Source organism: Stenotrophomonas sp. STEN030 (genome assembly GCF_056759995.1).
In genome coordinates, this window is record NZ_JBRREB010000017.1 from 56751 (window position 1) to 80263 (window position 23513).

Genomic DNA, 23513 nt, shown 5'->3' on the forward strand with positions numbered 1-23513 from the left:
TACCAACCCTTCCCTTCCTCTACCAACCCTTCCTTTTCAAGGCTCTCATCAACCGAGCAGGGTCTGACGGAGGCCAAGCTGGCTGTGGCTGTGGCTGTGGCTGTGGCTGTGGCTGTGGCTTTAGCTTTGGCTTTGGCTGTGGCTGTTGCTTTGGCTGTTGCTTTGGCTTTGGCTGTTGCTTTGGCTTTGGCTGTTGCTTTGGCTTTGGCTGTTGCTTTGGCTTTGGCTGTTGCTTTGGCTTTGGCACCTGTCCCTTCTCCCGCAAGCGGGAGAAGGTGCCCCGAAGGGGCGGATGAGGGGGGCTCTTGGCTTTTGTAGGGTTCGTTGCACCCTACCCTCACCCCAACCCCTCTCCCGGTGGGAGAGGGGCTCCAAGCAGGGCCAACCGGCTTACTTCTTGAACAACAACACCAACACACTCGGCCGCAGCGCCAGCTTCATCATCTGCCGAAACTCTGCCGGCGTCAGACTGGTCTTGCACGGCAACATGCCGGCCACACCATCCATCACCAGCAGGCCGTCTTCAGCCTTCACGTCATTGATACGCACATCCAGCTTCATCGCAGGGGTGGCAACCTTCATAATCAGCCCTCCCAGTTGCCAAGGCCAACGACCTCACGACCCGCAGCACGCCCCGAGATCATCGCTTCGGTCAGGTACGAACCGTTCTGATAGAGGTCCGAGAACATCGACCCCATCTCACCGGCCTCGTACAAACGCGGGATGTGCTTTCCATCATGATCCAGCACCTCGGACTTGATGTTGCGGCGCGCGCCACCACCCGTGCACACGATCACCGGATCAACCCGCATGCCATAGAACGGCGCCTGCGCGATCGGGTACAGCGTCTCCGGGTTACGCCCGAAATCGGCATCATTCTTCGCTGCACAGGCCGCGTTGTATCGCTCCACTTCCGCACGCAGCTTGGCCGGGTCGCGGTTGATCTTCACCGCCAACTCTTCCAGCGTGTCGGCCTTCTGGATCCAGCCCTTCTCAACTTCCACCGAGTTGTCGTCAGACCACTTGTAGCCACGCACCACCGGGTTCCAACTCATCACTTCCACCACCAGCTTGTTGTACTGGCAGGTGATGGCATCAAAAATCATGTGCACCGGCTGCGCACGGTAGTGCGGGGTGTCCACCCAATGACCGTGCTTCTTCTCCTTGTAATGCGTGAGCTGCAGCTCGGCGGTTTCGTTGTAGAAGCGCTCGGTATTCGCATCCACCTCGATCCAACTGAAGCTCTGCCAGAAGAAATTGCGCAGGAAGCCGTTGACGAAGCCTTTCGGCTTGAAGCCCGGCCAGATACCGCCGGACTGTCCTTGGTTGCGCATATGCCACAGATCCGCACCGGCCTTCTGCAGGATTTTGATGCCGTCGCCGGTGTTGTGCGGCGTGCCCAGCGGTGCCGGGTTGGCAAGACCGAAGTAGTTGCGTTGCATGTCCAGGTTGGCTTCAAAACCACCGGTCGCCATCACCACACCCTTGTTGGCACGGATCGCCACGCGCTGACCGTTCTGCTCGACGATGACGCCGAACACTTCCAGCGTATCCGGGTCCTGCACCAGATCCTTCAACGGCGATTCGTATGCGATCTGGACACGCGGGCGCAGGCGGATGTTCTCGCGGAAAGCCAGATAGACGCCGGACGGGATAGGCAAGATGGTGGCGGTGCAATGCACGGCCTCACGCGCACCGAACTCCGGGAATTCCAGCACCGCATCGCGCTCGGAGAAGCCGGTGCCGTGGATGAACTGCGCACCAGCCTGGGCCGCACGCTCCTGGATCCACGGCTCCAGCGCTTCCATCGCCTCTGACCACGGCACCAGCATGTCTTCCGGGATCGGGTTGGCCACGCTCATCTTGCGCTGGTATTCGGCCAGTACCTTGGCGTTCTTGGTGATCAGCAATGACTGCCCGGCCACGCGGCTGTTGCCGCCGGTCTCAGCCTCATTGGCCTTTTCCAAGATGAGGATGGACAGATTGGGGTCCAGATCATGCGCCTCGATGGCGGCGCACATGGCCGCCAGGCCAAAGCCGGCGATGACGAGGTCGTACTGCTGATCCCACTGTTTGACGGCGTTGCGACTGGCCATGGTTCCCCTCCGGGAGATTGCGATCGGCCGACTATCGATGCCCTGCCCTACAACCGCCAACCAATTCGCGTACGATCCACAACCATTGGTTGTAACCGAATGTTGCCATGGATCTCCGCCAGCTCCGCTACTTCCTGTCCGTGGTCGAACACGGCAGCTTCACCCGTGCCGCCACCGCTACCGGGCGCAGCCAGCAGGCCCTGAGCAAGGGCATCCAGGCACTGGAGCAACAACTGGGCGCCCGCCTGTTCGAACGCGGCAGCCGCGAGGCCCGGCTCACCGACGTCGGCCGCCTGCTGATGGAACACGCCCAGCCCGCCCACGACGCCGTGCGCCGCTTCGAGGACCGCCTGCAGGAGCTGCAGACCGGTGCCGAAGGGCAAGTACGCATCGGTACCGGCCCCAGTACCGCCGGCTCGCTGGTCGCACCGGCGGTATTGGCGCTGCGCCGGCATTGGCCGAAGATCGGCATCCACGTCAGCAGCGGCATCCTGCCCGAACTGCTGCCCAATCTGCTGGCGCGCGAGCTGGACGCGGTAGTCACCCTGCACACCTTTGGTGACGGCGACCCCGACCCGCGCATAAAAAGCGAAGTGCTGATGCATGACGAATACCGCGTGCTCGCCAGCGTGCGTCACCCGCTGGCACGGCAACGCGATATCACCCCGGCACAGTTATTGGAGCACGCATGGATTTTCGGTCGCCGCTTGGGCGCAGTCGAAGGCGCGTTCCGACAACGCTTCCATGAAGCAGGGCTGGAGCCACCGCTAAACACAATGGAAAGCGGCTCCCCGGAATTCATGCGCGCGATGATCCGCGACGGCGGCTATCTCACCTTGTTGCCCAGCCGTTTGGCGCAGGCCGAGTTGCTTGCCGGACATTGGGTGAAGCTGGATGCACCAGGGTTCGCATGGCAACGACCGGTGATGGTTTACACGCGCGATGGCGAGCCGCAAAACGCACCACTGGCTAGGTTTCTGCAGGCGCTGCGGAATGCGGCGGAATTGGCGCGAGTGCGGGAAGTGGAGTGATGGTTTGATCGAGCGCAGCGAAGCGCTTGATCGCCTGCAAGTTCGCGATGTGGGATAGACCGAAGGAAGAATCATCGCGATCACGACACCCCAAGCGTCAATACGCCTGCCGGGACAGGGGTGTATTCGATATCACCGTGCGGAAACGGCGCTAAACTCAGTCGCAAGGTAATGGCGCACGACGAGAATTATCGCAAGCCATTGTTTATTAAACCTATAGTTTCGATTCAAAAGCGGCGTTGAGTTAGGCATACTCCGGCTTACACCGCTTTTAGGCGGTCTACTAAGAGTTAGGCCCCACTAGGACGCTATCGTGGCCCCAGGAGTTCTTCTGATATGCGCACTGGCCATTGGACTAATCTACCCTTTGGCCGCACCGTGGCGTAAGCATAGCCTCTGTATCTGGCTAGTCCTCTGGTTTGGCTCTTGGCTTGCCTTTTTCTATCTCTCACAAATTGGCTCCATCCGGTACGACGGCGTACAAAATTCACCACTCGTTGGGCTCTTCATCTTCTCCCTAGCAACCGGCAGCCTTATTCGTGTTATTAGTCGCGGTATCGCAGCTTGGGCTCGTCGGCATCGAGGGCAACTATCCAATCCTCCTGCAGGTGGGCCCTAACAGTTCATTCAAGCCGAACCCGCTGCGCGGGTCGGCTTAATTCCGGAGTTAGGCGGCGGTGTTCTGGGTTGGCTGGCCCTTCTTCTTTCGGCAGCCACATCGGCAAGTCACCGGTCGGCTCCGGGTAACAGTTCCAACTGTTCCTAGCGCCGGTAGGCCCGCCACTTCGCCTTACGCTTCACTGTCCTGCCGCAATCATTTCATCACACTTCGGCGGCAGCGCTCGGCAAGGCTTCTCGGGCAAGCTCCATCCCGCAAGCTGTGGCATCATCGGTTCACGTTGGGTGGCACAAGCAAGGCAGCATTGGCCCGGGGAGCGGTAAGAGCCACAGCCGCCTAACAGTTCATTCAAGCCGACGCCGCTACGCGGCACGGCTTAATTCCAGAGTTAGGGTGTTTTATGAAATGGCGTGAGCCGTGGGCGGTTTCCCTTAAGCAACAGCGCCCGTTCAACCTCTTCAGTCGTGAAGGCCTGAAGGGAATGGTTGTCTGGACCGGCGTTCTTGGCGCAGTGTGCCTAATCGCCAATCTCGGTGAAGACTTGGGCACTCAGCTGGAGCGGGCTGCCAATCTTTGGATCGCCCCAGCGATCGGAGTTCCCCTCGCCATCTTTATCTACATCACCGGATGGCTTAGCCCGCGGAGCATTGGTTCAGGGCCGAATGGCATCGTGGTTGTGAAAGGTGACCAGATAACACTCATCCCGTGGCAAGCTATCGAGAGCTATGGCTTCGCTCGCAACGGCGGCCACAATATCCTGCACATCGAGGATCAGTGGGGTGGCAGTCACTCGTTGTATTTGGTGGATAAGGTGCACCCTAAAGAGGTAGAGCGAGAACTTGTGAAGATGGCCGGGAAACACCCTAACAATTCGTTCAAGCCGAAGCCGCTTCGCGGCTCGGCTTAACTAAGGCGTTAGGCCGAAAAATGCAGATTTTCGAGTGGCGTAAAGAGCGGTGGTATCGCTACTTAGTAGTTGTCGCTACGGTTATTGCGATAGCCGCCTTAGCCTCTCATCCAGAGTTGCGGCTATTGCTACCGCTCGTTGATGCCTTTGGATTAGATCTCTTTATCTTCTTAGTAGGCTCACAGATTTACACGTTCGTGCAGCCGCTAGCCTCGTCATTTTATCGAGCAATTCTCCTACCAGCCCTCCACAGAGCGTTCTCACTAGCGATGTTTCTACTAGGCATATCGGGTCCGTATCCAGAGGCTCACGTGGTGATGACAAGGCCACTTCGCAGATTTTCGGCCTAACAATTCATTCAAGCCGAACCCGCTGCGCGGGTCGGCTTAATTCCGGAGTTAGGCGGCGGTGTTCTGGGTTGGCTGGCCCTTCTTCTTTCGGCAGCAGCATCGGCAAGTCACCGGTCGGCTCCGGGTAACAGTTCCAACTGTTCCTGGCAGCGGCAAGCCCGCCACTTCGCCTTACGCTTCACTGCTCTGCCGCAATCATTTCATCGCACTTCGGCGGCAAAGCTCGGCAAGGTTTCCCGGGCAAGCTCCATCCCGCGAGCTGTGGCATGATCGGTTCGCGTTGGGTTGTACAGGGCAGCGTTGGCCATGGGTTATGCAATTGGCTGCAGCCGCCTAACGGTTCATTCAAGCCGAACTCGCTTCGCGAGTCGGCTTAATTCCAGAGTTAGGCGGTGGTGTTCTGGGTTGGCTGGCCTTTCTTCTTTCAGCAGCAACATTGGCAAGTCACTGGTCGGCTCCGGGTAACAGTTCCAACTGTTCCTGGCATCGGCAGGTTTGCCACTTCGCCTTACGCTTCATTCCCCTGCCGCAATCATTTCATCGCACTTCGGTGGCAACGCTCGGCAAGGCTTCCTGGGCAAGCTCCATCCCGCGAGCTGTGGCATGATCGGCTCGCGTTGGGTTGTACAAGCAGGGCAGCGTTGGCCATGGGTTGTGCAATTGGCTGCAGCCGCCTAACGGTTCATTCAAGCCGAACTCGCTTCGCGAGTCGGCTTAATTCCAGAGTTAGGCCTCATGAGCGATATCACCTCACATCAGGCTTTGGTTATGTCACTTGTGCGTGGCCTCTGGGGAGAGGTTCATCCTCAGCTGCGCCAGGCCTCGATAGAAGCAGATGAGAACGCATGCACCGTTAGTTTGCGCTTCGAGTACGACGGCCCGGCTGAGGGCCTCGCACGGAAGAGTTGCTCCCACGCCGCATCCGAGGTGATTGCGGACTTTCCCGGCACTTGGAGCTTGGATGAGCAGCATGTAGCGGTACCGTTTCCAAATCCGCTCAACTCATTAGCACATCTTGTTTATCGTCGCTGGGAGCCTGATGATGCGGCCTAACAATTCATTCAAGCCGACTGCCACTTCGTGGCAGCGGCTTAACTCAGAGCGTTAGGCGGCGGTGTGTTGGGTTGGCTGGCCGTTCTTCTTTCGGCAGCAACATAGGCAAGTCACCGGTCGGCGCCGGATAACAGTTCCAACTGTTCCTGGCATCGGAAAATTCGCGGCTTCGTCTTACGCTTCACTGCCCCACCGCAATCATTTCTTCACACTTCGGCGGCAACGCGCGGCAAGGTTTCCCGGGCAAGCTCCATCCCGCAGGCTGTGGCATGATCGGCTCGCGTTGGGTTGTACAAGCAGGGCAGCGTTGGCCATGGGTTATGCAAGTGGCTGCAGCCGCCTAACGGTTCATTCAAGCCGAACCCGCTTCGCGGGTCGGCTTAATTCCAGAGTTAGAGCCCTATGGCCTGGTCACTGTTTTCCAAAAAAAAATTGCCTGCGACTCCAAGCACTGTCGATGCTATTGCGCTCTTGAGTGCGGATCCCACTGCTCATAGCCGCAGTACCTTCTACGACTCGCTAAAGACCGGACAGCTCTTTATCGCAGCTCATGACGCCCCCCAGAGCTGGAAGGACCGGCCGCTGACATTGCAGCAGGCAACAACCGTATCGGTTCTGACTACATCCGCCCCTAACGGTGGCGAGGCGCTCTTAGCCTTCACCAGCCACGCAGAGGCGCTACGCCGCGCCCCAGCAATCGGCGCGTTTTCAATGGAGGCTATGGACGTTCTACATCTCGTCCTAGCAAACAACCTATCGGGTTTAGTAATTAACCCCGCCGGTCCTTGGGCCGGCGTTCCCGCTGCAGACGTCCATGCAATCCTCAGGCATCCCCGTGTCGGGCTCTAACAGTTCATTCAAGCCGAACCCGCTGCGCGGGTCGGCTTAATTCCGGAGTTAGGCGGCGGCGTGTTGGTTGGCTGGCCCTTCTTCTTTCGGCAGCAACATCGGCAAATCACTGGTCGGCTCCGGGTAACAGTTCCACCTGTTCCTGGCATCGGAAAGCTCGCCACTTCGTCTTACGCTTCACCACCCTGCCGCAATCATTTCATCGCACTTCGGCGGCACCGCTCGGCAAGGTTTACGGGGCAAGCTCCATCCCGCGAGCTGTGGCATGATCGGCTCACGTTAGGTTGCACAAGCAAGGCAGCATTGGCCCGGGGAGCGGTAAGTGGCCACAGCCGCCTAACAGTTCATTCACGCCGAACCCGCTGCGCGGGTCGGCTTAATTCCAGAGTTAGGTGCCATGGGCAAGTTATCCGGCGACCAAGTCTACGCACCTCCTCGGTCACCACTCACCGCCCAGGCACGTCGACCTTGGCTGTCACGTTTCTGGCGCACCAGCATCATCTGCGGCGTTGGGTTTCCGGTCCTTTTGCCCTTCGTTCCAGGATCCAGCCTTCCCGATTGGGCAATGGCACTACTCGCCGTTCTTTGCTGGCTCCTGCCGGTTGGCTGGACGCTGCTCCCAGAGTTGCGACAGAGTGGGCTTGGAGGCATATCCTTCAGTCATATGCTTGCCGTATCCATCAAATTATTTCTAGCAATCTCCTTGGTTGCTTCAATCCTATTGATGGTAGCTGGTGCTGGCTTCTTCCTCGTTGAGGTTCTAGACAATGGCACCTAACAGTTCATTCAAGCCGACGCCGCTTCGCAGCGCGGCTTAATTCCAGAGTTAGAGCACTGCATGAAGTTTCCCGCGCCGTCTAGAAGCGAAATCGCCGCAGTCGAGGCCGAGCTTGGCTACTCATTACCTGCTGCCTTGCTCGCCACATATGCATTGCGCGGCAACGGCGGCTTCGGGCCGGATTATGGGCTGCTCGGCCTGGCCTCTGGCCATGTGACGGATCTTGGGGATACCTCGCTGGATCTCTACCGGATCTTCTGTACTCCGGATCCTGATGCACCAGAATGGATATGGCCCCGCAATCTTCTGCCAATCCTGCATGTCGGCTGCGCAATCCACTGCTGCATCGACCTAGCCGCACCTAACAATCCAGTGGTCAAGTACGACCCAAATGGTTACGCCCCAGGAGACGACTGGACTGGCGCGTTTACGGTAGCCTCTCCCGCACTGGAACCATGGATGGCAGGGCTCTAACAATTCATTCAAGCCGAACCCGCTTCGCGGGTCGGCTTAGTTCCGGAGTTAGGGCCCACATCATGCAATTCGTGAAGCTTGGTGAATTCCTCGCAGCAACTCATATATCAGGAATCACCCACAACCTTCTCAAGATTCGTCTGACCGATTCCGACCAAGACGCTATGGTCAGCTGCGAGCGCCTGCCTGCAAACGGCGGATGCCGGCACAAACCCATTGATGAGCAGGCTCTAATAGAGTTCGTCCTGAAACAAGCCAACGAAAAGCTTGGCGCGTCCTATAGAGTGACCCATATTCAATACGTTGAGAATGACACTCCGCCAGAATCAAAGTACGGTTACCTAGCTGCCAGAATCGTGGAGCACCTCCATGCAGGTGAGGCATGGGCTATCGGCAGGCCCTAACAGTTCATTCAAGCTGAACTCGCTTCGCGGGTCGGCTTAATTCCAGAGTTAGGCGGCGAGGAGAGAATCAGGTGGCTGATCCAAACAGTTGGCTAGCTGTTGCGGCGATCCTCGGGCTCGTCATCTTTTGTGCGGCGAGCTGGCTCCTTCACAGACGCCTGCGTAATCGGCATAGTTTTCGCTTCCTATGGGTAATGGTCGCGCTTTTGGCTTGGCCGCCAACCTCTTCTGTCGTTACTGCTTTGGTGCTCACTTACAGCGATCCGGACAATCCCAGGCAGCTGGCCAACTGGCGGGTGATCGCATCAGAGATCCTCATCCCAAGCTTGCTCATGCTCTTGGTTGCATCAACCTTCTGGCTTGCCGTGCGCAGCATCGCGCCGCATCCTAACAGTTCATTCAAGCCGAGCTCGCTTCGCGAGTCAGCTTAATTCCAAAGTTTGGGCGCCAGGGAGCGTACATGGAAGACCAAAGAGGCTGGGTTATCGCACGAAAAGAGACAGAAGGCGGGCTATCTTTACTCCGTCTAAAGACGATTGAACCCGAGTTCGACTTCGATGCTTTTCCTGAGAGATTTAACGTGATTTGGGATTTCCAAGATCCCACCAACGTCGGCACTCCTTCGGCTCCAGATTTTGAGGCCATGAAGAGGTTCGAAGATCGAGTCTGTGAGCGCATTGAGTCAGAGAATCATTCTATCTTGTGCATGGTCTTCACTGAGCCTGGATACCGAGAGTACGTATTCCTCTCCCGAGACATAGATAGCTTTCTCAACGTGCTGAACACGATCCCCCGGGAGCCCGATCTTTACCCCATTGAAGTGCATCATGAAGTGGATAGCGCGTATGAGTTCTATAACTCATACGCACAGGGCATCCGTGGCACGCCCTAACAATTCATTCAAGCCGACGCCATTTCGCGGCGCGGCTCAATTCAGAGCGTTAGGTCCGTGAGCAAGATTAAATTGCCAACTGAGAAAAAGAAGCTAAGCCTAGAGCGTGATCGCCGCAGCACTTACGATGGCAGCTCAAAAGCTGGCCGTAGGCTTGTGCCACTGGCAAAGGCTCGATCTCACCGCGAGGAACGCCATGCTGTTAACTCGGCACTGGCGCGGACCGACACTGCCGCACCAGAGGCTACCGAGCTTGTGGCATCTGTACGTGGTAAGCAGAAAGAGTTGCGCTCCTTTCGTAAAGTTCCCGATGAGTCATTAAGCTCACATTTGGCTCGTCGCCATAAGAAGAAGGCTGGGTGAAGGCGGTGCACGCACCTAACAATTCATTCAAGCCGAACTCGCCTCGCGAGTCGGCTTAACTCCGGAGTTAGGCTGCGGTGACAATGACGCACTCATCCCACCTTGAAGACCTTCTTCACTTCAGCCGTCCTCTCGCTGACGTGACCCACAATCTATCGGCCTTTGCCTGGGATTCGGTCGAGGAGTTGGTCACCTTGGAGCGACGTCCCCCCAAATTTGCCATCATGGAGCTGCTCAAATGAAGTGTCCGAAGTGTGATTCAGAACTGAAGCCGATTGTTCACGAGAACGTGGAGATCGATCGGTGTTCCGGCTGCGGCGGTCTATGGTTTGACGCTTTCGAGCATGAGGAACTCAAACAGCTCGATGGCTCCGAGCGGATCGACTATTCTCCCAAGACCGCGGTTCCGTCCAACACTGGAACAGGCAAGTGTCCCAAGGATCAGCAACAGCTGTTTGGCATGGTGGTGGCAGGCCAACCGCATATCTCGTATGAGTCGTGCGGCTTCTGTCATGGCGTCTTCTTTGACGCCGGTGAGTTCAAAGACTTCAAGGAAGAAACCCTTGGTGAGCGCTTCCGTGCGATCTTCGGAATGGTACGGGCGGCTCCGACTGAGGGCTGACAGTTCATTCGAGCCAGCGCCGCTTCGTGGCGCGGCTTAACCCAGGTATTGAGCCCCAAAACATGCCCGCAAGTCTGCTCACAGAGATCATCTTCCGTGGTGCCTTCGAGGTCGTGCTGTATGGTCTCGGTTACATTATTGGCCGGCTCGTCGTCCCAGTCTTCTCGTTCGGCTACTACAGTGTCGAACCCTGGGACTTCAAGCACCGGAAGAAGTCCAAGTGTCATTCCGGGCGATCACTACCTCGGAACATTTCAGCTGACGCAGCGTGTGTGATCGGTTTTTGCACACTGGCCGCGGCATCAACAACAGCCTATTTGGTGTGGCATGCGGCGGGGGCCTGACAGTTCATTCAAGCCGAAGCTGATTCGCGGCCCAGCTTGATCCTGGAGTTGGCTGGCGGCATGCGCAGTTGGCTGGCCTTCTTCTTTCAGCAGCATCTTCGATAAGTCAGCGATCGGCTCCAGGCAGCGACGCCAACTGCTTCTGGCATGGGCAGGCTCGTCAATGCGACTAGCGCTTCACTACCCTTCCTCAGCCATTTAATCGCGCTCCGGCAGCAGCGCTCGACAGGCTTTCCTCGCAAGTTCCGGCCCCAAGCTGTGGCATGATCAGCTCCCATTGGGGGTACGAGCAAGGCAATATTGGTCGGCAAGCCAATCAGTGTCCGCAACCGCTAAACAGTTCACTCAAGCCAAATACGCTGCCCAGACCGGCGCAGTCCCACCGTTATGCCGCAGAACATATATGGAGGCTACTTTGAAGAGAATGCTGCTGTTACTTATTGCACTATTCGCCCAGCCAGCTTTTGCCCAAGAGGAATCCAAGCCATCCACCTTCCATCGTTTGCTTGTGTTCAACGAGAAGAACGAATTGATGGTTGTCAAAGTAAAAAACTCTACCCGCTGGGTAACCCCCGGCTGGTATCAAGACAACCGTCTAACCATCAAGGAAGGACTTGATGAGCTCGCGGGCAGCTATGGACTGAAGATTTCCACTCCAAGTTTAAGGGGAGTGTTCACGCTGAAAACTGATCAGAACAATGAGATCTCAACGAGGCTCGTGTACTCAGCCAGGGTTGAAAGCGGCGAGGCAAAAGCACCAGAAATAATTGACGAGATCAGGTGGTTGAGCACAAACGCGGCAATGGACCTGATCACCTTCCCGCACATCAATGCACAGATAGAACAACTTACGAAGTCCCCGGACACACTATGGGGTGGCGCCCAGTTGATGTACCAGGAAGATGGCGTTTATAGATCCAGAACCACTGAAGCCTTCTATCCACTCGGCACTCGGCTACCGTAACTCCCTTTTCAAACCTCCTCTGAAAGCACCGACGCATGCAAGCGACTTCGATGTTTTTTCGAAACTGGGCGTGGTTCAACTGCGCCGCACTGTCCGCCGCACTCTTGGTCTCGGGCTGCACCGGAACGGCGGCCCCGACGAAAGATCTTGGAACAGACATCGATGAGGTTGCCGCAACGCTGATCGAACAGCCGTTGCTTCACTCGACATCGATCGCAGTCATTTATCGGGGCGAGGAATTCATCCGTCATCGCGGCGATATGGAAACCAGCAAACCTGGGCCTCCAACCGATGCGACCCTCTACGAAATCGGCTCCCTGAGCAAGACGCTGGCCGGGACGCTGATGGCAAATGCAGTTCTGGAGCGCAGGCTCAGCCTGGATGACGATATCCGGATGTATCTGCAAGGGGTCTACCCGAACCTGCAGTACAAGGACGAACCCATCCGTGTCCGCCACCTGCTGTCGCATACCAGCGGCTTGCCGAACCTGCTGCCAGAACGCACCAACACCATCCTGGCCGACTTCATCGATCAACGCACGCCCAGCGAGCTCAACGCCATCTATGCGAACTACGGCAAGGCTGACTTCTTCAGGGACCTGCATGCCGTCAAAATTGGCCGCGCTCCTGGAAAGGAATATGCGTATTCCAGTACCGGAACCGAGCTGGTGGCGCATATCCTGGAGGTCGTCTACAAGAGCGACTACGAGTCGCTGCTGCGCAGGTTCCTGCAAGATTCGGCGGCGATGAGTGATGTCGGAATCCGGCTTGACGACGCTGACGCCAGCCGACTTGCGCCGGGCTATCACAGTGACAACCCGGTGCCGACCACGCCGATGCCGCAGCTGCCTTGGGGTGCATCCGGAAACGTGAAAGCAACCGTGCCGGAAATGGTGAAGTACCTGAGATTCCAACTGGCCAATGGGCCCGTCGTGGAAGAATCCCATCGTCCACTGGTCAACTTCGATCCAGAGTTCAGCATCGGCTATTTCTGGAATGTCGTCAGCGGCGACCGCTTGAAAGGCACTTACTACGCCCATCATGGCGGCGTGCCCCGTTCGCAATGCTATATCTACATCATCCCGAAGTATGACCTTGGTATTTTCGTCATCACCAACCAGAGTGGTGACCAGACCGCTCACGCCATGGAGACGGCGATCGATACACTGGTTGAGAGGATCGCAGCGCGGGAAAGGACTGCCGGTGACCACGCGTCTCGATAGAATCAAAGCATCCGGGCAGCTTTCTTTTACAGAAACGAGGGTACGCGAATGCGTCGCTTCACTATCCGCACAATCCGAACGGATAGCTCTGTCATTTCAATGAGCTTCCCGGCCTGACAAACGGGATTGTCGCGATACTCCCCCAAGCGTTTAGAACCTACAAGGAGTGTAAAAACATGGACAACGATATCTCCGCTGCAAAGGAAGCTGAAAGAAACAGGCTGATCGCCCGCATGCGACGCAAAGCCAGCTCCATCCTGTACGTCGGCATCAGTACTGGCCTCATCATCGTTGGATCAGTACTGACCGGGCATCCCATTCCTCCAGCTATCCTGATTCTGGTACTCCTGGCGCTGGCTGCATTTCTGATTTTCCAGATGGCAACGGCGTATTCGCTTGGCAAGGCCGCACGACGCCTGCACCAAAAATCCGCAACCAGTGATTCCAAAGAATAGTCCGCTGGAACGGCGCCCTGCTCGACCGGAGCCAGGACCACGCAGATCCAAGCCGGCTACTCACTTGAAATCGCCACGTAGATTTCGCTTCTTGTAGCGACGACGTATCGATGGGCACGCAATGTCCAACAGGTCTGTCTTGCCGAAGTAATCTCCAATCACCGAGCCTGATCCAAGATGAAACGATTCTTGTTGTTCGCACTGCTGCTGGCTGGGTCCTTGCCCGCTGCAGCCATCGTCATCCGCCACGATGTTGATGACGCCCAGTACCGGATTCCCAGCAGCGAGTTTCCCGCGCTGGTCGATATGCCCGGCGAGGGCCATGGCAGCTTGATTGCCCCGCAATGGGCCATCACTGCCGCACACACTTTGCCGCAACATGCCGAGCTCAAGCAGGTAGTCATCAACGGGCTGGCACGCGAGGTTGAGCGCGTCATCGTCCACCCCGGTTACAGGACGCTGCCGCAGACGCTTATCGACCAGGCCACGGCCAGCGGTGAGGCAATGTTGATCGTGGTGTTTCTGGCGTCATCGGACGACATCGCGTTGATCAAGCTAAGCCAACCGGTGACTGACGTGGCACCGGTGGCTCGCTACCGGCACGACGACGAGGCTGGCCAGATCATCAAACTGATCGGCAAAGGGGCTACCGGCACCGGTGACATCGGCCACGACCCCAGTGGCCCCAACCGCACCGAACTGCGCCGCGCCTTCAACAAAGCAAGCAGCGCGTATGACCGCTGGCTCTGCTACGTGTTCGACGCACCACCTTCGGCCTTACCCCTGGAAGGCGTGCTCGGAAACGGGGACAGCGGCGGCCCTGCATTGATACAGAGCGGGGATCAGTGGTTGCTCGCCGGGTTGGGCTCCTGGAAGGTTGTGCAGGGCAATGTGCTGACCGCACGGCCCGGACGCTATGGTCAGGTCGCCTGCAATGTCCGCATCAGCCATTACGCGGATTGGATCGACGGTGTCATCTTGGAGCAGACCCAGGACGCGACGTGAAACTACTCACGGCGCGAAACCTTGCATCTAGGTCCGGGCATTGGAAGATTCCGCAAATCTGCAGCCGGCTTTGCGGAAACGCGCAGCGGTTCCGGATTCGCTGATAGCGACCGGACATAATCGGCGCCCTTCCTATTCATGATTCGTCACGGAGCTTCAATGACAAAAGCTTGTCTCCCCCTGTTCGCCTCCGTCGCTCTTTTCTTCTGCATCCCGGCAGCGCAGGCGCAGCCCGTGTACAAGTGCACCGGTCCGAAGGGCGAAACAAGCTACCAGTCCATCCCCTGCCGCGAAGGCGAAACCTCATCGCGCCGGTATGCGTCTCCCTCCCCGTCCAACCCGACCCAGTCCATGACCGCCGCCCCTGCCAGGCCGGGCCAACGGCGCGTGCAGGTTCGCTATACGACAACCGCCGGCAACGAGAACTGCGATGGCGCCAAGGCCATGCGCACGGCAGCGCTGGGCGCGGCAGGAGCACAGGCCACGGCCGATATGCGGACCAGCCTGGACCAGCAGGTCAACGCCGCCTGCAGGTAAGCACAGCGGTGGGGCGTGCGCCAACGGCAGCGTCGGATGGCATAGGCGACCGCGGATGACTGTGCAACTGATGCGCTGAGCAAGCCTGATTGCAGCCAGAATTGATTGAACCTATACGCGATACGTTCAATCATCATCTGGCTTACCTCGGTACCGGGTCAGCCGGGGCACCTGGCTGATCGGGCGCGAGCAGCCCGTTGTCATCCAGGGAATCCATGCGATGCGATTCTTCAGCCAGACGCTCCTGCTCGCCCTGTTCCTGCCGCTGGGCGCGGCCGCCCAGGGCCACGGCAGCTTGAAGGTGGACAGCTCACAGGTTGTCGGCCTGACCGCACTGCTGGAAGCGCAGCCGCGCCACCCGGAGGCGACCAGCATCCGCGCCCTGCTGTTTGAATGGGAGGACAGCACCAAGGACGCGGTGGATTATGTCTGCCCAGAGGTGCTGGCGCCGGTGCCCGCCGCCGGTACTCCCAATGGTCCGGAGCTGATGGCGCAATTCATCTTCGGCAGCGCGGCCTACCAGGTCGCCAACCCATCACAGAAGGGTGCGCTGCAGCCTTCGCAGCTCGCCGGCATGCGCAGCATGCTCAAGGCCTACAAGGCATTGCTGGCCAGCGATCCTGCCGCGCGCATCGAGCGCTTTGATGCGCTGGCGTTGATGGATGCCCAAAGTACGCTTCCAGCTTACCTTGAGCCTATTGTCACGCTTGGTTGCAAGTGACCGATGTCGTACAGCCCAACCGATATGCTTACGTATCCAAGCCTCCCATGCAGACACCCCCTGATCCCATGAACATCCAGATCCGACCGGAAACGCCCGCCGACATCGCATCCATCGACGCGGTGACAGTCGCCGCCTTTCTGGAAGCACCGCATACCGATCACACCGAACAGTTCATCGTGGCCGCATTGCGCCGCTCCGGCCAGCTCACCGTTTCCCTGGTAGCGGAACAATCGGGCGCCATCGTTGGCCACGTTGCGGCATCGCCGGTGACCATCGCCGGTGCAGACATTGGTTGGTACGGGCTTGGACCGGTATCGGTCCTGCCCCACTTGCAGGGAAAGGGCATAGGTACCCAGCTGATCGACGCAGCGCTCGAGCAACTGCGTGTGCTTGGTGCAGGTGGCTGCGTGGTGCTTGGCGATCCGGGCTACTACGAGCGGTTTGGATTCAAGGCCACTGATGCGCTTGCCTTGCCGGGCCTCCCCCCCGAGTACTTCCAGGCGCTTTCGTTCGGTATGCGCATGCCGCAGGGAGCCGTTGCCTATCACGCATCGTTCTCGGCGCAGGAATAGCGATGTTGCGCACGCCTGCGCGCAGCATTTGCGAGCGCCGGATTCGCACACAGCCAGCATCGCGCACGTTCTCCTGCATGGCTATCGCAGGCAATTCCGGACTCCAGACGCTTGCTAGCAATGACATTCATAGGCAGAGTTGCGCACGTCCAACACCCCGATCAGCAACGAACCGACTGATCCGTCATCCATGCACTAGAAGGGAGCCCCGGATGCGACACACCACTGCCCATCGCACTACCCACAACATTTTTCTGCCGGAAGCATTGCGCCGTGGCCGCCTCGCATTGCTGGCCCTGTTGTTCACCCTTGTGCTTGCCGCCTGTGGCAAGCCGGTTCCGGCGGACAAGCAGGCTTATGTCGGCAGGTGGGAGTCGACCACCACGTCGCTGCTCATCGATGCCAGCGGGCGCGTCATCTACAAGCACCAACCCAGCCCGTCGGTGAGCAAATCACTGGATGCACCCATCAAGGCCTATGAAGGCAATGACTTCATCGCTGGAGTCGGCCCTTTGACCACGCGTTTCGTGGTCTCCGTGCCGCCGCATCAAGTGGATGGCAACTGGAAGATGACGGTCGATGGGCAAGAGCTCACTCGGCGCTGAACCGATTGCCGCTTGAAGATTCGCCAAGCCGATCACCACGGCAGCTGCGGCTGCCACAGCACAGGCACTGCACGATGCGACCCAATGTAGTTTCCCTGTTGTTGTTTGCAGGCTTGGCATCGCCCGCTGCCGCCACATCGCTGGACCACCAGCAGGCCTATAACGACTGCCTGGCCAAGGCCGGTGGCATCAACAACGGCACGGTGGAGGCTTGTTCGTCTGTGACCTCGGAGCATGCCAAGGCGGAGATGACACGCCTCTACCGTGCCTTCTACAGCAAATTGCTTGCAGAGAACGCGAACGACGCAGCAAGGCTCGAGCGCGCCCAAAAGGCCTGGCTGGTGTACCGGGACCTGCACTGCGAACTCGCGGGCTCCTATGTTGGCTCGCCGATGTATTCGTTCTGTCCAATGCAGCTCAACATTGACCGGGTCATTGAACTGCGCGAGCTGGTCGGGCAATGAAACGCATTGCTTTGCCGGCGGCAACATTGAAGCGCTTGCCAGAAGCATGACCAGCTCCTAAGATCTGCGCGTCCTCGCGGCTCTACGCGATGGCCGTAAGCGTTTACGTCAACCAACGCGCCCACCAACTCCGGCATTGCCGGGGCTGTTCATCCATCCATGGGTGATAGGCGCCATTGCTTGACCGGATCCAGGAGATCACCGTGAACGCTACAGACAAAACCACCATCGTATTTGGCATTCCCAAGCTGCCCTTGCGCTACGGCGCGTTGGTCATGCCCTTGCTGCTGTCCATCCTGATGACCTGCGTCGTCTCCCTGATCAGCACACTGAAAAGCATCGGCATGTCGCCGCTGCTCGGCTCCAAGTGGCTCGCTGCCTGGGGCGTCTCGTGGCTGGTTGCCTTCCCCATCCTGCTGTTGTTGTTGCCAGTGGTACGCAAGGCGACGGCGGCGTTGGTGCGGTCAGCCTGACATTCCGAACTTCCGGCCCGCCTTGCGGGCCGGTTCCCCTCTGTCCTGCTCGGGAAGCCATGGTGCCGGCCACTGCAATGCACGCATACTCGAATCCCTGAGGCACCTTGGCGGCTCCGACCATGACCGACCCTTACAACACCTCCACCAACCGCGCGGTACCTACCCTGCTCACCGACGCGATGATCACCACTGCCCTCGAGTTGCCGGGCTATCGTGCTGTACGCAACCTAGGACTGGTGCGTGGCATCACCGTGCGTTCGCGCTCCATCGTCGGTAACTTCCTTGGTGGGCTGCAGACAATTTTCGGCGGCAACATCACCATCTATACCGAGCTGTGCGAACAGGCGCGCGATGAAACCTACCGCGACATGGTGACCCACGCCCGGCAGCTTGGCGCCAATGCAATCATCGGCGTTCGCTATGACGCCACCGAGTTGATGACCGGCCTGACCGAAGTGCTCTGTTACGGAACTGCAGTCGTGGTGGAGGCGGATTCGCGCTGATCGCGCCTCCAATGGCTCCCAAACGGGCTCCGGCTACCATGCAGCCGTTGTGCCGACTGCTTGCTCCAAATCTCACTTCGAAGCGGCACGCGGTGTAGTCCGCACTCCATCATGAAGGACCACATGCGCACGAAATTGCTGGCCCAGCTCATTGGCTTTGTAGTGATCGCGCCGAGTACGCTGGTGGCGTTGTTCTATGGCGCGTTGGGTGCGATGTTCGTTGTGGAGTCGATACAACGCCAGGAGCATCTTGGCAGTGCCGCGCTGGTGTTGACCTGCCTGACCGGCGGCTGGTTCGGCATCATCGCGTTGTGGCGCGCCTATTTCGTACTTGGCACTGGCCAACGCACCTTCAACAAGGCCTTTATCTGGATCGGTTTCGGCTGTGGCATCTTGGTTTGTTTGACGCTGATGGGAATGGTGAACGGTTCGCTGCTTTTCAGGGCACTATTCTTCGGTTGGCCGCTGCTGGCGGTTGCTGCGTTCACTGTAATGCTCCTGCGGCGCCGTACCCATGCCGCATCATCCATACCTTGCGCCTGATCAGGCGCTGCATTCTGGTAGAGCCGCCATGCCACGCAACGTCCTTTTCATCTGCACCCAGAACCGGCTGCGCAGCCCCACTGGTGAGCAGGTATTCGCCAACTGGCCGGGTATTGAAACGCAGTCGGCCGGGCTGGGAAATGACGCCAGTACGCCGGTGTCACCGGAGTTGCTGCGTTGGGCAGATCTGATCTTCGTGATGGAGAAAGCCCATCGCAACAAGCTGTCAAAGAAGTTCCGCGCGCACCTGAATGGCAAGCGGGTCATCTGCCTGGATATACCGGATGACTACGACTATATGGATCCGATACTGGTGCAGTTGCTCAAGCACAAGGTGACGCGATTCCTGCCGGTGGGATGAGTTGTGAAGGCAATGTTGGAGACGAGGCACCGCTTTGCGGCTTTCCTAGGCGTGCCAGCAGCGCCACTTACGTCACCCTCTCACCAACCCCCGCTCCGCGCCCCGGCCCTTGCGACCAGCGCAAGGGCGCCAAATCAGGCTGCGAACCAGTGGTTCCAAGCAGCCTGATCTGGCCTTTGAGGGAGAGGGGTTTGGTGGCTGCGGACTGATACGTCGCTTGCTTGGGGGCTGATGTTGGTACTGCGCTACTCTGCCATCCTGGCAGTTGAACTCCATCGGGGAGCAGATGAAGACGAAGCCTCACGCAATCGACAGAATGATGCTTGCGCTACTGGCGGCTGTCGCATGGACAGCACTGCTGCTGCAGCTCTACCTGTCCATCGAATTGGCGTTCTCCAACGGCCGCGGCGTTGTCCACGGCACGCTTGCTTTCCTGGCCTATTTCACCGTGCTCACCAATCTGTTCGTCGCGCTTGCAGCTACGCTGCCGCTGGTCGCGGGAGCTACGCGTTTGGGCCGGTTCTTCGCCAAACCCGTGGTGCTCGGCTGCGCGACCACCTCGATCGTCATGGTTGGTACGGGCTACCACCTGCTGCTGCGCAATGCCTGGAATCCGCAGGGTTTGCAGCTGGTTGCCGACTACCTATTGCACTACGTGGTGCCGATCTGCGCGCTTGCCTATTGGGTGGCGTTTGCGCCCCGAACCCGACTTGCCGCGCTCACGCCACTGGCATGGTGCATCTATCCGATCGGTTACTTCATTTACGCGTTGATCCGCGGCGAACTGACCGGCATGTATCCGTACTACTTCATCGATGTCGCCAAAATTGGATTCGCCAAGGTAGCGGCGAATTCGGCGGCGATGCTGGTTACCTTCCTGCTGGTTGGCGTGGTTGTGCGCTTCATTCCGATACTACGTGGCGCTGCCCGCTCACCCGCTGAGCGTTGAATCGCCCGTCAGTCCAACCGACAGCGGGAAGCATCACCCCGCCGGAGATGCTATCGACGGTACTCTTCCCCGCCACCTCGTCCACGCATTCGATAGCAGGCCATGCAGCAGCAGGGGCAACACCCAGCTGCTCCACAACAGCAGCGCTATGGCATCCGGGCTGGGCACACCCCCGCTCGCTATCCACGCCGGCAGCAACAGCCGGAACACCACCGGCGCCAGCGTGACCAGATAGGCCCGCGTCATCCAGCGGCGATGCCGTGCGACCTGAGCACGACGGATGCTGATCATCGCCACCAAGGCGGTCAGCAGCCAGGCCAGCGCCGTGCCGGCAAACGCCGTGGTGATCGCGGCTGGCGCCGGCGAGGTGGCGATCAAGCCCACCGCTGCTGCACAGGCCAGCAACATGCCGCTGATGTAGCTGCGCCCAACCCAGCGATGCAGGCGCGGCCAGGCACGCGGCCAGCGGGTGAGGAACTGCAGTGGGCCGAGCACGATGCCCAGCGCCCCACCGGCTATGTGCAGCCACAACCAGCCGCGCCGCGACCAATACATGGTGTAGTGCTCGGGGTCCAGGTGCCGGTATTGGCCATGGACGGCGAGGAGAAAATGCAGGCTCAGTGCCGCCAGTGCAAGCCAGAGCAATGCCCAGGCCAAACGTTGCAGGGGACCGCGACGTTCAACATCTGCATGAAGCGCGTTGGACATCTTCACCTCGGCTCGCGGGCGTCGGCCAAAGCATACAAGGACCCGTCAGCGTGCTGCAGGTGGCCCAGCAAGCGGTTCGATTCCAGCCGGGTGATACCCCGCAGACGCAGCCTTCTGACGAAACCTGACTGCCCGAACAGTTGCAAACTGCGAATCATTCGCATTTAATTTCCCACTAACATCGCCGCCCGCTTGAGCGCAGTTACCACCCGCAACGGAAGCGGGACCGCCCCGCCCGTGGTCAATCCGTTATTTAAATACGTTCAGGCTCGCTCATGCACCCCAGTCGCCCCCTCGCCCGCCCGGCTCACGCCGCCGGTTCATCGTTCCCGTTCCGCAGCGCCGGCAATCGTCTGAAGGCAGCCATTTGCCTGGCCCTGGCCAGCAGCTGTGGTGCCGCTCTGGCAGCGCCACAGAGCGCTCCTGCGGCCGCCTCTGGCACGGAAAATGACACCGCTACCCAGCTGGATACGGTGCGCGTGGTATCGCAGCGCGCCAACCGGGTCAGCAACGGTGCCACCAACCTTGATCTGGATATCAAGGAAACCCCGCAGTCGATCAGCGTCGTCAGCACCGAGCAGATGCAGCAGTTCGGCATCGACAACATCAACGATGCGCTGCGCCTGGCCACCGGTATCCAGGTGGAGGAATGGGAGACCAACCGCACCAACTACCTGGCGCGCGGCCTGGAAATCAAGAACACCCAGATCGATGGCGTCGGCCTGCCCAATGACTGGGGCATCGTCACCGGCGCGATGGATGCCTTCGGCTACGAGAAACTCGAGGTGATCCGCGGCGCCAATGGCCTGCTCACCGGTGTAGGCAATGCGTCGGGCACCATCAACTACGTGCGCAAGCGCCCCACCAACGAGAGCAAGGGCCAGGTCGGCATCAGCCTCGGCTCCTGGGGCAAGCGCCGGGTCGAGGTGGATTACTCCACTCCGTTCACTGAGGACGGCCGCTGGGCCGGCCGCGTGGTGGCCGCGCATGAAGACGGCGACTCCTACCTGCGCGATTACGAGACCGACCGCAACTTCTTCTATGGCGTGGTGGATGGCCAGATCGGCGACAACGGCACGCTGACCATGGGCTACTCTTGGCAGAAAGCCAACAGCGACCACAACATGTGGGGCGCGCTGACCTTCAGCAACAACGACGGCAGCCAGGCCGAGTGGGGCCGCAGTGCGTCGACCACGCAGGACTGGACCTACTGGAACACCAAGACCCAGACCGCGTTCGTCGAGTACACCCACCAGCTGGGCGCCGACTGGCAGGCCAAGGCGACCTACAACTACCGCAAGATCGACAGCGACGATCAGCTGTTCTTCGCCTACTCCCTGAGCGGGCTGGACCCGATCACCGGCGCGGGGCTGGTCGGTTGGGCATACAAGGGTATCGACGCGGGCAGCTCGCATCTGGGCGATATCACTGTGAACGGACGTTTCCAGTTGCTGGGGCATGAGCAGGAAGCGATGTTCGGCTTCAGCGTGGGCAAGAGCGACCAGACCACCTGGGATCACCCCATCAATGTACCGTCCGACCTCAATCCGGAATTCTTCCCCTATCCAGGCAATGCCATTGCGGAACCGCAATGGGGAGCACGCCACAAGGCAAGCTGGACCAACCAGCGCTTGAAGCGGGGCTACGGGGCTACCCGCCTTACCTTCACCGACCAGTTCAAAGCCGTGCTCGGCTTCAACTGGGCCGAATACCACCGCGATGGCAACAATGGCGAGAACTTCAACCAGACCGAAGATCACATCAGCCCTTATGCGGGCCTGACCTGGGACTTCACCGACAAGGTGCTGGGTTATGTCAGCTACTCGGACATCTACCAGCCGCAGGACCAATACGACATCAATCTGGTCTACCTGGATCCGACCAAGGGCGTGAACTACGAAGTTGGCGTCAAGGCCGAGTGGCTGGACCGCCGTTTGCTTACCACGCTGGCGCTGTTCAAGGCCAAGCAAGGCAATCTCGCCACCTCAGGTGGTTACGACGAAGCGAGCGCCAAGTACTGGTATTACGGCGTTGACGTGGAATCCAAGGGTGTCGAATTCGAGGCCACCGGCAAGCTCAATGACAACACCAACCTGGTGTTCGGCTACACCCAGTTGAAGATGAGCAACGAAGACGGTGGCGCAACCTATACCTGGGTGCCACGCCGTACCGCCAACCTGATGCTCACCTCGCGCCTGCCGACCTACGCGGCATTGTCGTTCGGCCTGGGTGGCCGCTGGCAGAGTGAAATCTCCGCTACTGACATCTACACCGGCGGCATCGTACGTCAGGGCAGCTACGCTCTGCTGAACGCCTTCGTCGCCTGGGATGTACTGCCCAACGCAACGATACGCGCCAACGTCAACAACCTCACCGACAAGAAGTACATCAACAGCCTGTACCAGATTGGTTACTACGGTGCCCCGAGCAATTACCAGTTGAGCTTTGACTGGCGCTTCTGAGGACAGCGTATAGCGAAGCAGTCATGGCTTTTGGCTTTTGGCTTTTGGCTTTGGCGTTTTGGCTTTTGGTTTTTGGTTTTTGGGTTTGGGTTTTGGCTTTTGGCTTTTGCTCCTTCCCTCTCCCGAGGCGGGAGAGGGTGCCCCGAAGGGGCGGGAGAGGGGTAGTACTTCGCTACAACC

28 protein-coding genes and 1 pseudogene are annotated in these 23513 nt (G+C 59.0%); 26 read left to right on the top strand and 3 right to left on the bottom strand.

Translation table 11 applies throughout. The features are described 5' to 3' along the window. Positions 1-390: 390 nt before the first annotated feature. Positions 391-582 (bottom strand): hypothetical protein, encoded by a 192-nt coding sequence (locus ACVOLR_RS07945; protein ID WP_481535959.1) that lies wholly within the window; start codon positions 580-582, stop codon positions 391-393. Between the two features lie 2 nt (positions 583-584). Continuing rightward, on the bottom strand, positions 585-2096 hold the full coding sequence (locus ACVOLR_RS07950; protein WP_481535960.1) for an FAD-dependent oxidoreductase: 1512 nt from the start codon (positions 2094-2096) through the stop codon (positions 585-587). Between the two features lie 107 nt (positions 2097-2203). Here ACVOLR_RS07950 and ACVOLR_RS07955 point away from each other — a divergent pair, with 107 nt between their 5' ends. The 25 genes and pseudogenes from ACVOLR_RS07955 to ACVOLR_RS08075 all read left to right on the top strand — a co-directional run bounded on the left by ACVOLR_RS07955 (position 2204) and on the right by ACVOLR_RS08075 (position 20163). Then, positions 2204-3127 (top strand): LysR family transcriptional regulator, encoded by a 924-nt coding sequence (locus ACVOLR_RS07955; RefSeq protein WP_481535961.1) that lies wholly within the window; start codon positions 2204-2206, stop codon positions 3125-3127. Between the two features lie 1019 nt (positions 3128-4146). Further along, positions 4147-4653: a hypothetical protein gene (locus ACVOLR_RS07960; RefSeq protein ID WP_481535962.1), complete on the top strand. Its 507-nt coding sequence runs from the start codon at positions 4147-4149 to the stop codon at positions 4651-4653. 1085 nt (positions 4654-5738) lie between these two features. Then, positions 5739-6056 (top strand): MafI2 family immunity protein, encoded by a 318-nt coding sequence (locus ACVOLR_RS07965; protein ID WP_481535963.1) that lies wholly within the window; start codon positions 5739-5741, stop codon positions 6054-6056. 402 nt (positions 6057-6458) lie between these two features. Next, on the top strand, positions 6459-6905 hold the full coding sequence (locus ACVOLR_RS07970; RefSeq protein WP_481535964.1) for an SseB family protein: 447 nt from the start codon (positions 6459-6461) through the stop codon (positions 6903-6905). Between the two features lie 838 nt (positions 6906-7743). Beyond that, a complete protein-coding gene (locus tag ACVOLR_RS07975) occupies positions 7744-8157 on the top strand; it encodes an SMI1/KNR4 family protein (protein WP_481535965.1) in 414 nt (137 codons plus the stop codon). A 62-nt stretch (positions 8158-8219) separates the two neighbouring features. After that, a complete protein-coding gene (locus tag ACVOLR_RS07980) occupies positions 8220-8561 on the top strand; it encodes a hypothetical protein (protein ID WP_481535966.1) in 342 nt (113 codons plus the stop codon). A 71-nt stretch (positions 8562-8632) separates the two neighbouring features. Then, the gene (locus ACVOLR_RS07985; RefSeq protein WP_481535967.1) at positions 8633-8992 is read left to right on the top strand and encodes a hypothetical protein; all 360 of its coding nucleotides are present in this window, start codon (positions 8633-8635) and stop codon (positions 8990-8992) included. 29 nt (positions 8993-9021) lie between these two features. Continuing rightward, on the top strand, positions 9022-9453 hold the full coding sequence (locus ACVOLR_RS07990; RefSeq protein WP_481535968.1) for a DUF695 domain-containing protein: 432 nt from the start codon (positions 9022-9024) through the stop codon (positions 9451-9453). 57 nt (positions 9454-9510) lie between these two features. Beyond that, positions 9511-9816, top strand: a complete 306-nt coding sequence (locus ACVOLR_RS07995; RefSeq protein ID WP_481535969.1) for a hypothetical protein — start codon at positions 9511-9513, stop codon at positions 9814-9816. Positions 9817-10054: 238 nt separating this feature from the next. Further along, on the top strand, positions 10055-10438 hold the full coding sequence (locus ACVOLR_RS08000; RefSeq protein ID WP_481535970.1) for a zf-TFIIB domain-containing protein: 384 nt from the start codon (positions 10055-10057) through the stop codon (positions 10436-10438). 759 nt (positions 10439-11197) lie between these two features. Beyond that, positions 11198-11746: a hypothetical protein gene (locus ACVOLR_RS08005; protein ID WP_481535971.1), complete on the top strand. Its 549-nt coding sequence runs from the start codon at positions 11198-11200 to the stop codon at positions 11744-11746. 35 nt (positions 11747-11781) lie between these two features. Then, the gene (locus tag ACVOLR_RS08010) at positions 11782-12969 is read left to right on the top strand and encodes a serine hydrolase domain-containing protein (protein ID WP_481535972.1); all 1188 of its coding nucleotides are present in this window, start codon (positions 11782-11784) and stop codon (positions 12967-12969) included. 176 nt (positions 12970-13145) lie between these two features. After that, positions 13146-13424: a hypothetical protein gene (locus ACVOLR_RS08015; protein WP_481535973.1), complete on the top strand. Its 279-nt coding sequence runs from the start codon at positions 13146-13148 to the stop codon at positions 13422-13424. A gap of 177 nt (positions 13425-13601) precedes the next feature. Continuing rightward, positions 13602-14429, top strand: coding sequence for a S1 family peptidase (locus tag ACVOLR_RS08020; protein ID WP_481535974.1), 828 nt, complete (start codon positions 13602-13604; stop codon positions 14427-14429). 159 nt (positions 14430-14588) lie between these two features. Further along, positions 14589-14765, top strand: a pseudogene (locus ACVOLR_RS08025) (DUF4124 domain-containing protein); the annotation flags it as partial. A gap of 15 nt (positions 14766-14780) precedes the next feature. Further along, positions 14781-14966 (top strand): hypothetical protein, encoded by a 186-nt coding sequence (locus ACVOLR_RS08030; protein WP_481535989.1) that lies wholly within the window; start codon positions 14781-14783, stop codon positions 14964-14966. Positions 14967-15186: 220 nt separating this feature from the next. Next, positions 15187-15687, top strand: coding sequence for a hypothetical protein (locus ACVOLR_RS08035; protein ID WP_481535975.1), 501 nt, complete (start codon positions 15187-15189; stop codon positions 15685-15687). Positions 15688-15755: 68 nt separating this feature from the next. Further along, a complete protein-coding gene (locus tag ACVOLR_RS08040) occupies positions 15756-16262 on the top strand; it encodes a GNAT family N-acetyltransferase (protein WP_481535976.1) in 507 nt (168 codons plus the stop codon). A gap of 212 nt (positions 16263-16474) precedes the next feature. Beyond that, positions 16475-16867, top strand: coding sequence for a hypothetical protein (locus tag ACVOLR_RS08045; protein WP_481535977.1), 393 nt, complete (start codon positions 16475-16477; stop codon positions 16865-16867). 98 nt (positions 16868-16965) lie between these two features. Beyond that, the gene (locus tag ACVOLR_RS08050) at positions 16966-17331 is read left to right on the top strand and encodes a lysozyme inhibitor LprI family protein (RefSeq protein WP_481535978.1); all 366 of its coding nucleotides are present in this window, start codon (positions 16966-16968) and stop codon (positions 17329-17331) included. A 203-nt stretch (positions 17332-17534) separates the two neighbouring features. Further along, on the top strand, positions 17535-17804 hold the full coding sequence (locus tag ACVOLR_RS08055) for a DUF2798 domain-containing protein (protein WP_481535979.1): 270 nt from the start codon (positions 17535-17537) through the stop codon (positions 17802-17804). Between the two features lie 122 nt (positions 17805-17926). After that, positions 17927-18310 carry a YbjQ family protein gene (locus ACVOLR_RS08060; RefSeq protein WP_481535980.1) on the top strand — a complete coding sequence of 128 codons (384 nt, stop codon included), beginning with the start codon at positions 17927-17929 and terminating at the stop codon, positions 18308-18310. A gap of 111 nt (positions 18311-18421) precedes the next feature. Then, positions 18422-18853, top strand: a complete 432-nt coding sequence (locus tag ACVOLR_RS08065) for a hypothetical protein (RefSeq protein WP_481535981.1) — start codon at positions 18422-18424, stop codon at positions 18851-18853. A gap of 28 nt (positions 18854-18881) precedes the next feature. Further along, entirely contained in the window at positions 18882-19214 is a 333-nt protein-coding gene (locus tag ACVOLR_RS08070; RefSeq protein WP_481535982.1) for a low molecular weight protein tyrosine phosphatase family protein, read from the top strand. A gap of 316 nt (positions 19215-19530) precedes the next feature. Beyond that, positions 19531-20163: a Pr6Pr family membrane protein gene (locus ACVOLR_RS08075; RefSeq protein ID WP_481535983.1), complete on the top strand. Its 633-nt coding sequence runs from the start codon at positions 19531-19533 to the stop codon at positions 20161-20163. Positions 20164-20196: 33 nt separating this feature from the next. Here ACVOLR_RS08075 and ACVOLR_RS08080 read toward each other — a convergent pair whose 3' ends face one another. Further along, the gene (locus tag ACVOLR_RS08080; RefSeq protein WP_481535984.1) at positions 20197-20871 is read right to left on the bottom strand and encodes a DUF2306 domain-containing protein; all 675 of its coding nucleotides are present in this window, start codon (positions 20869-20871) and stop codon (positions 20197-20199) included. A gap of 275 nt (positions 20872-21146) precedes the next feature. Between ACVOLR_RS08080 and ACVOLR_RS08085 the strand changes: the two genes are divergently transcribed. After that, positions 21147-23333: a TonB-dependent siderophore receptor gene (locus ACVOLR_RS08085; protein ID WP_481535985.1), complete on the top strand. Its 2187-nt coding sequence runs from the start codon at positions 21147-21149 to the stop codon at positions 23331-23333. The last annotated feature ends 180 nt before the right edge of the window (positions 23334-23513 follow it).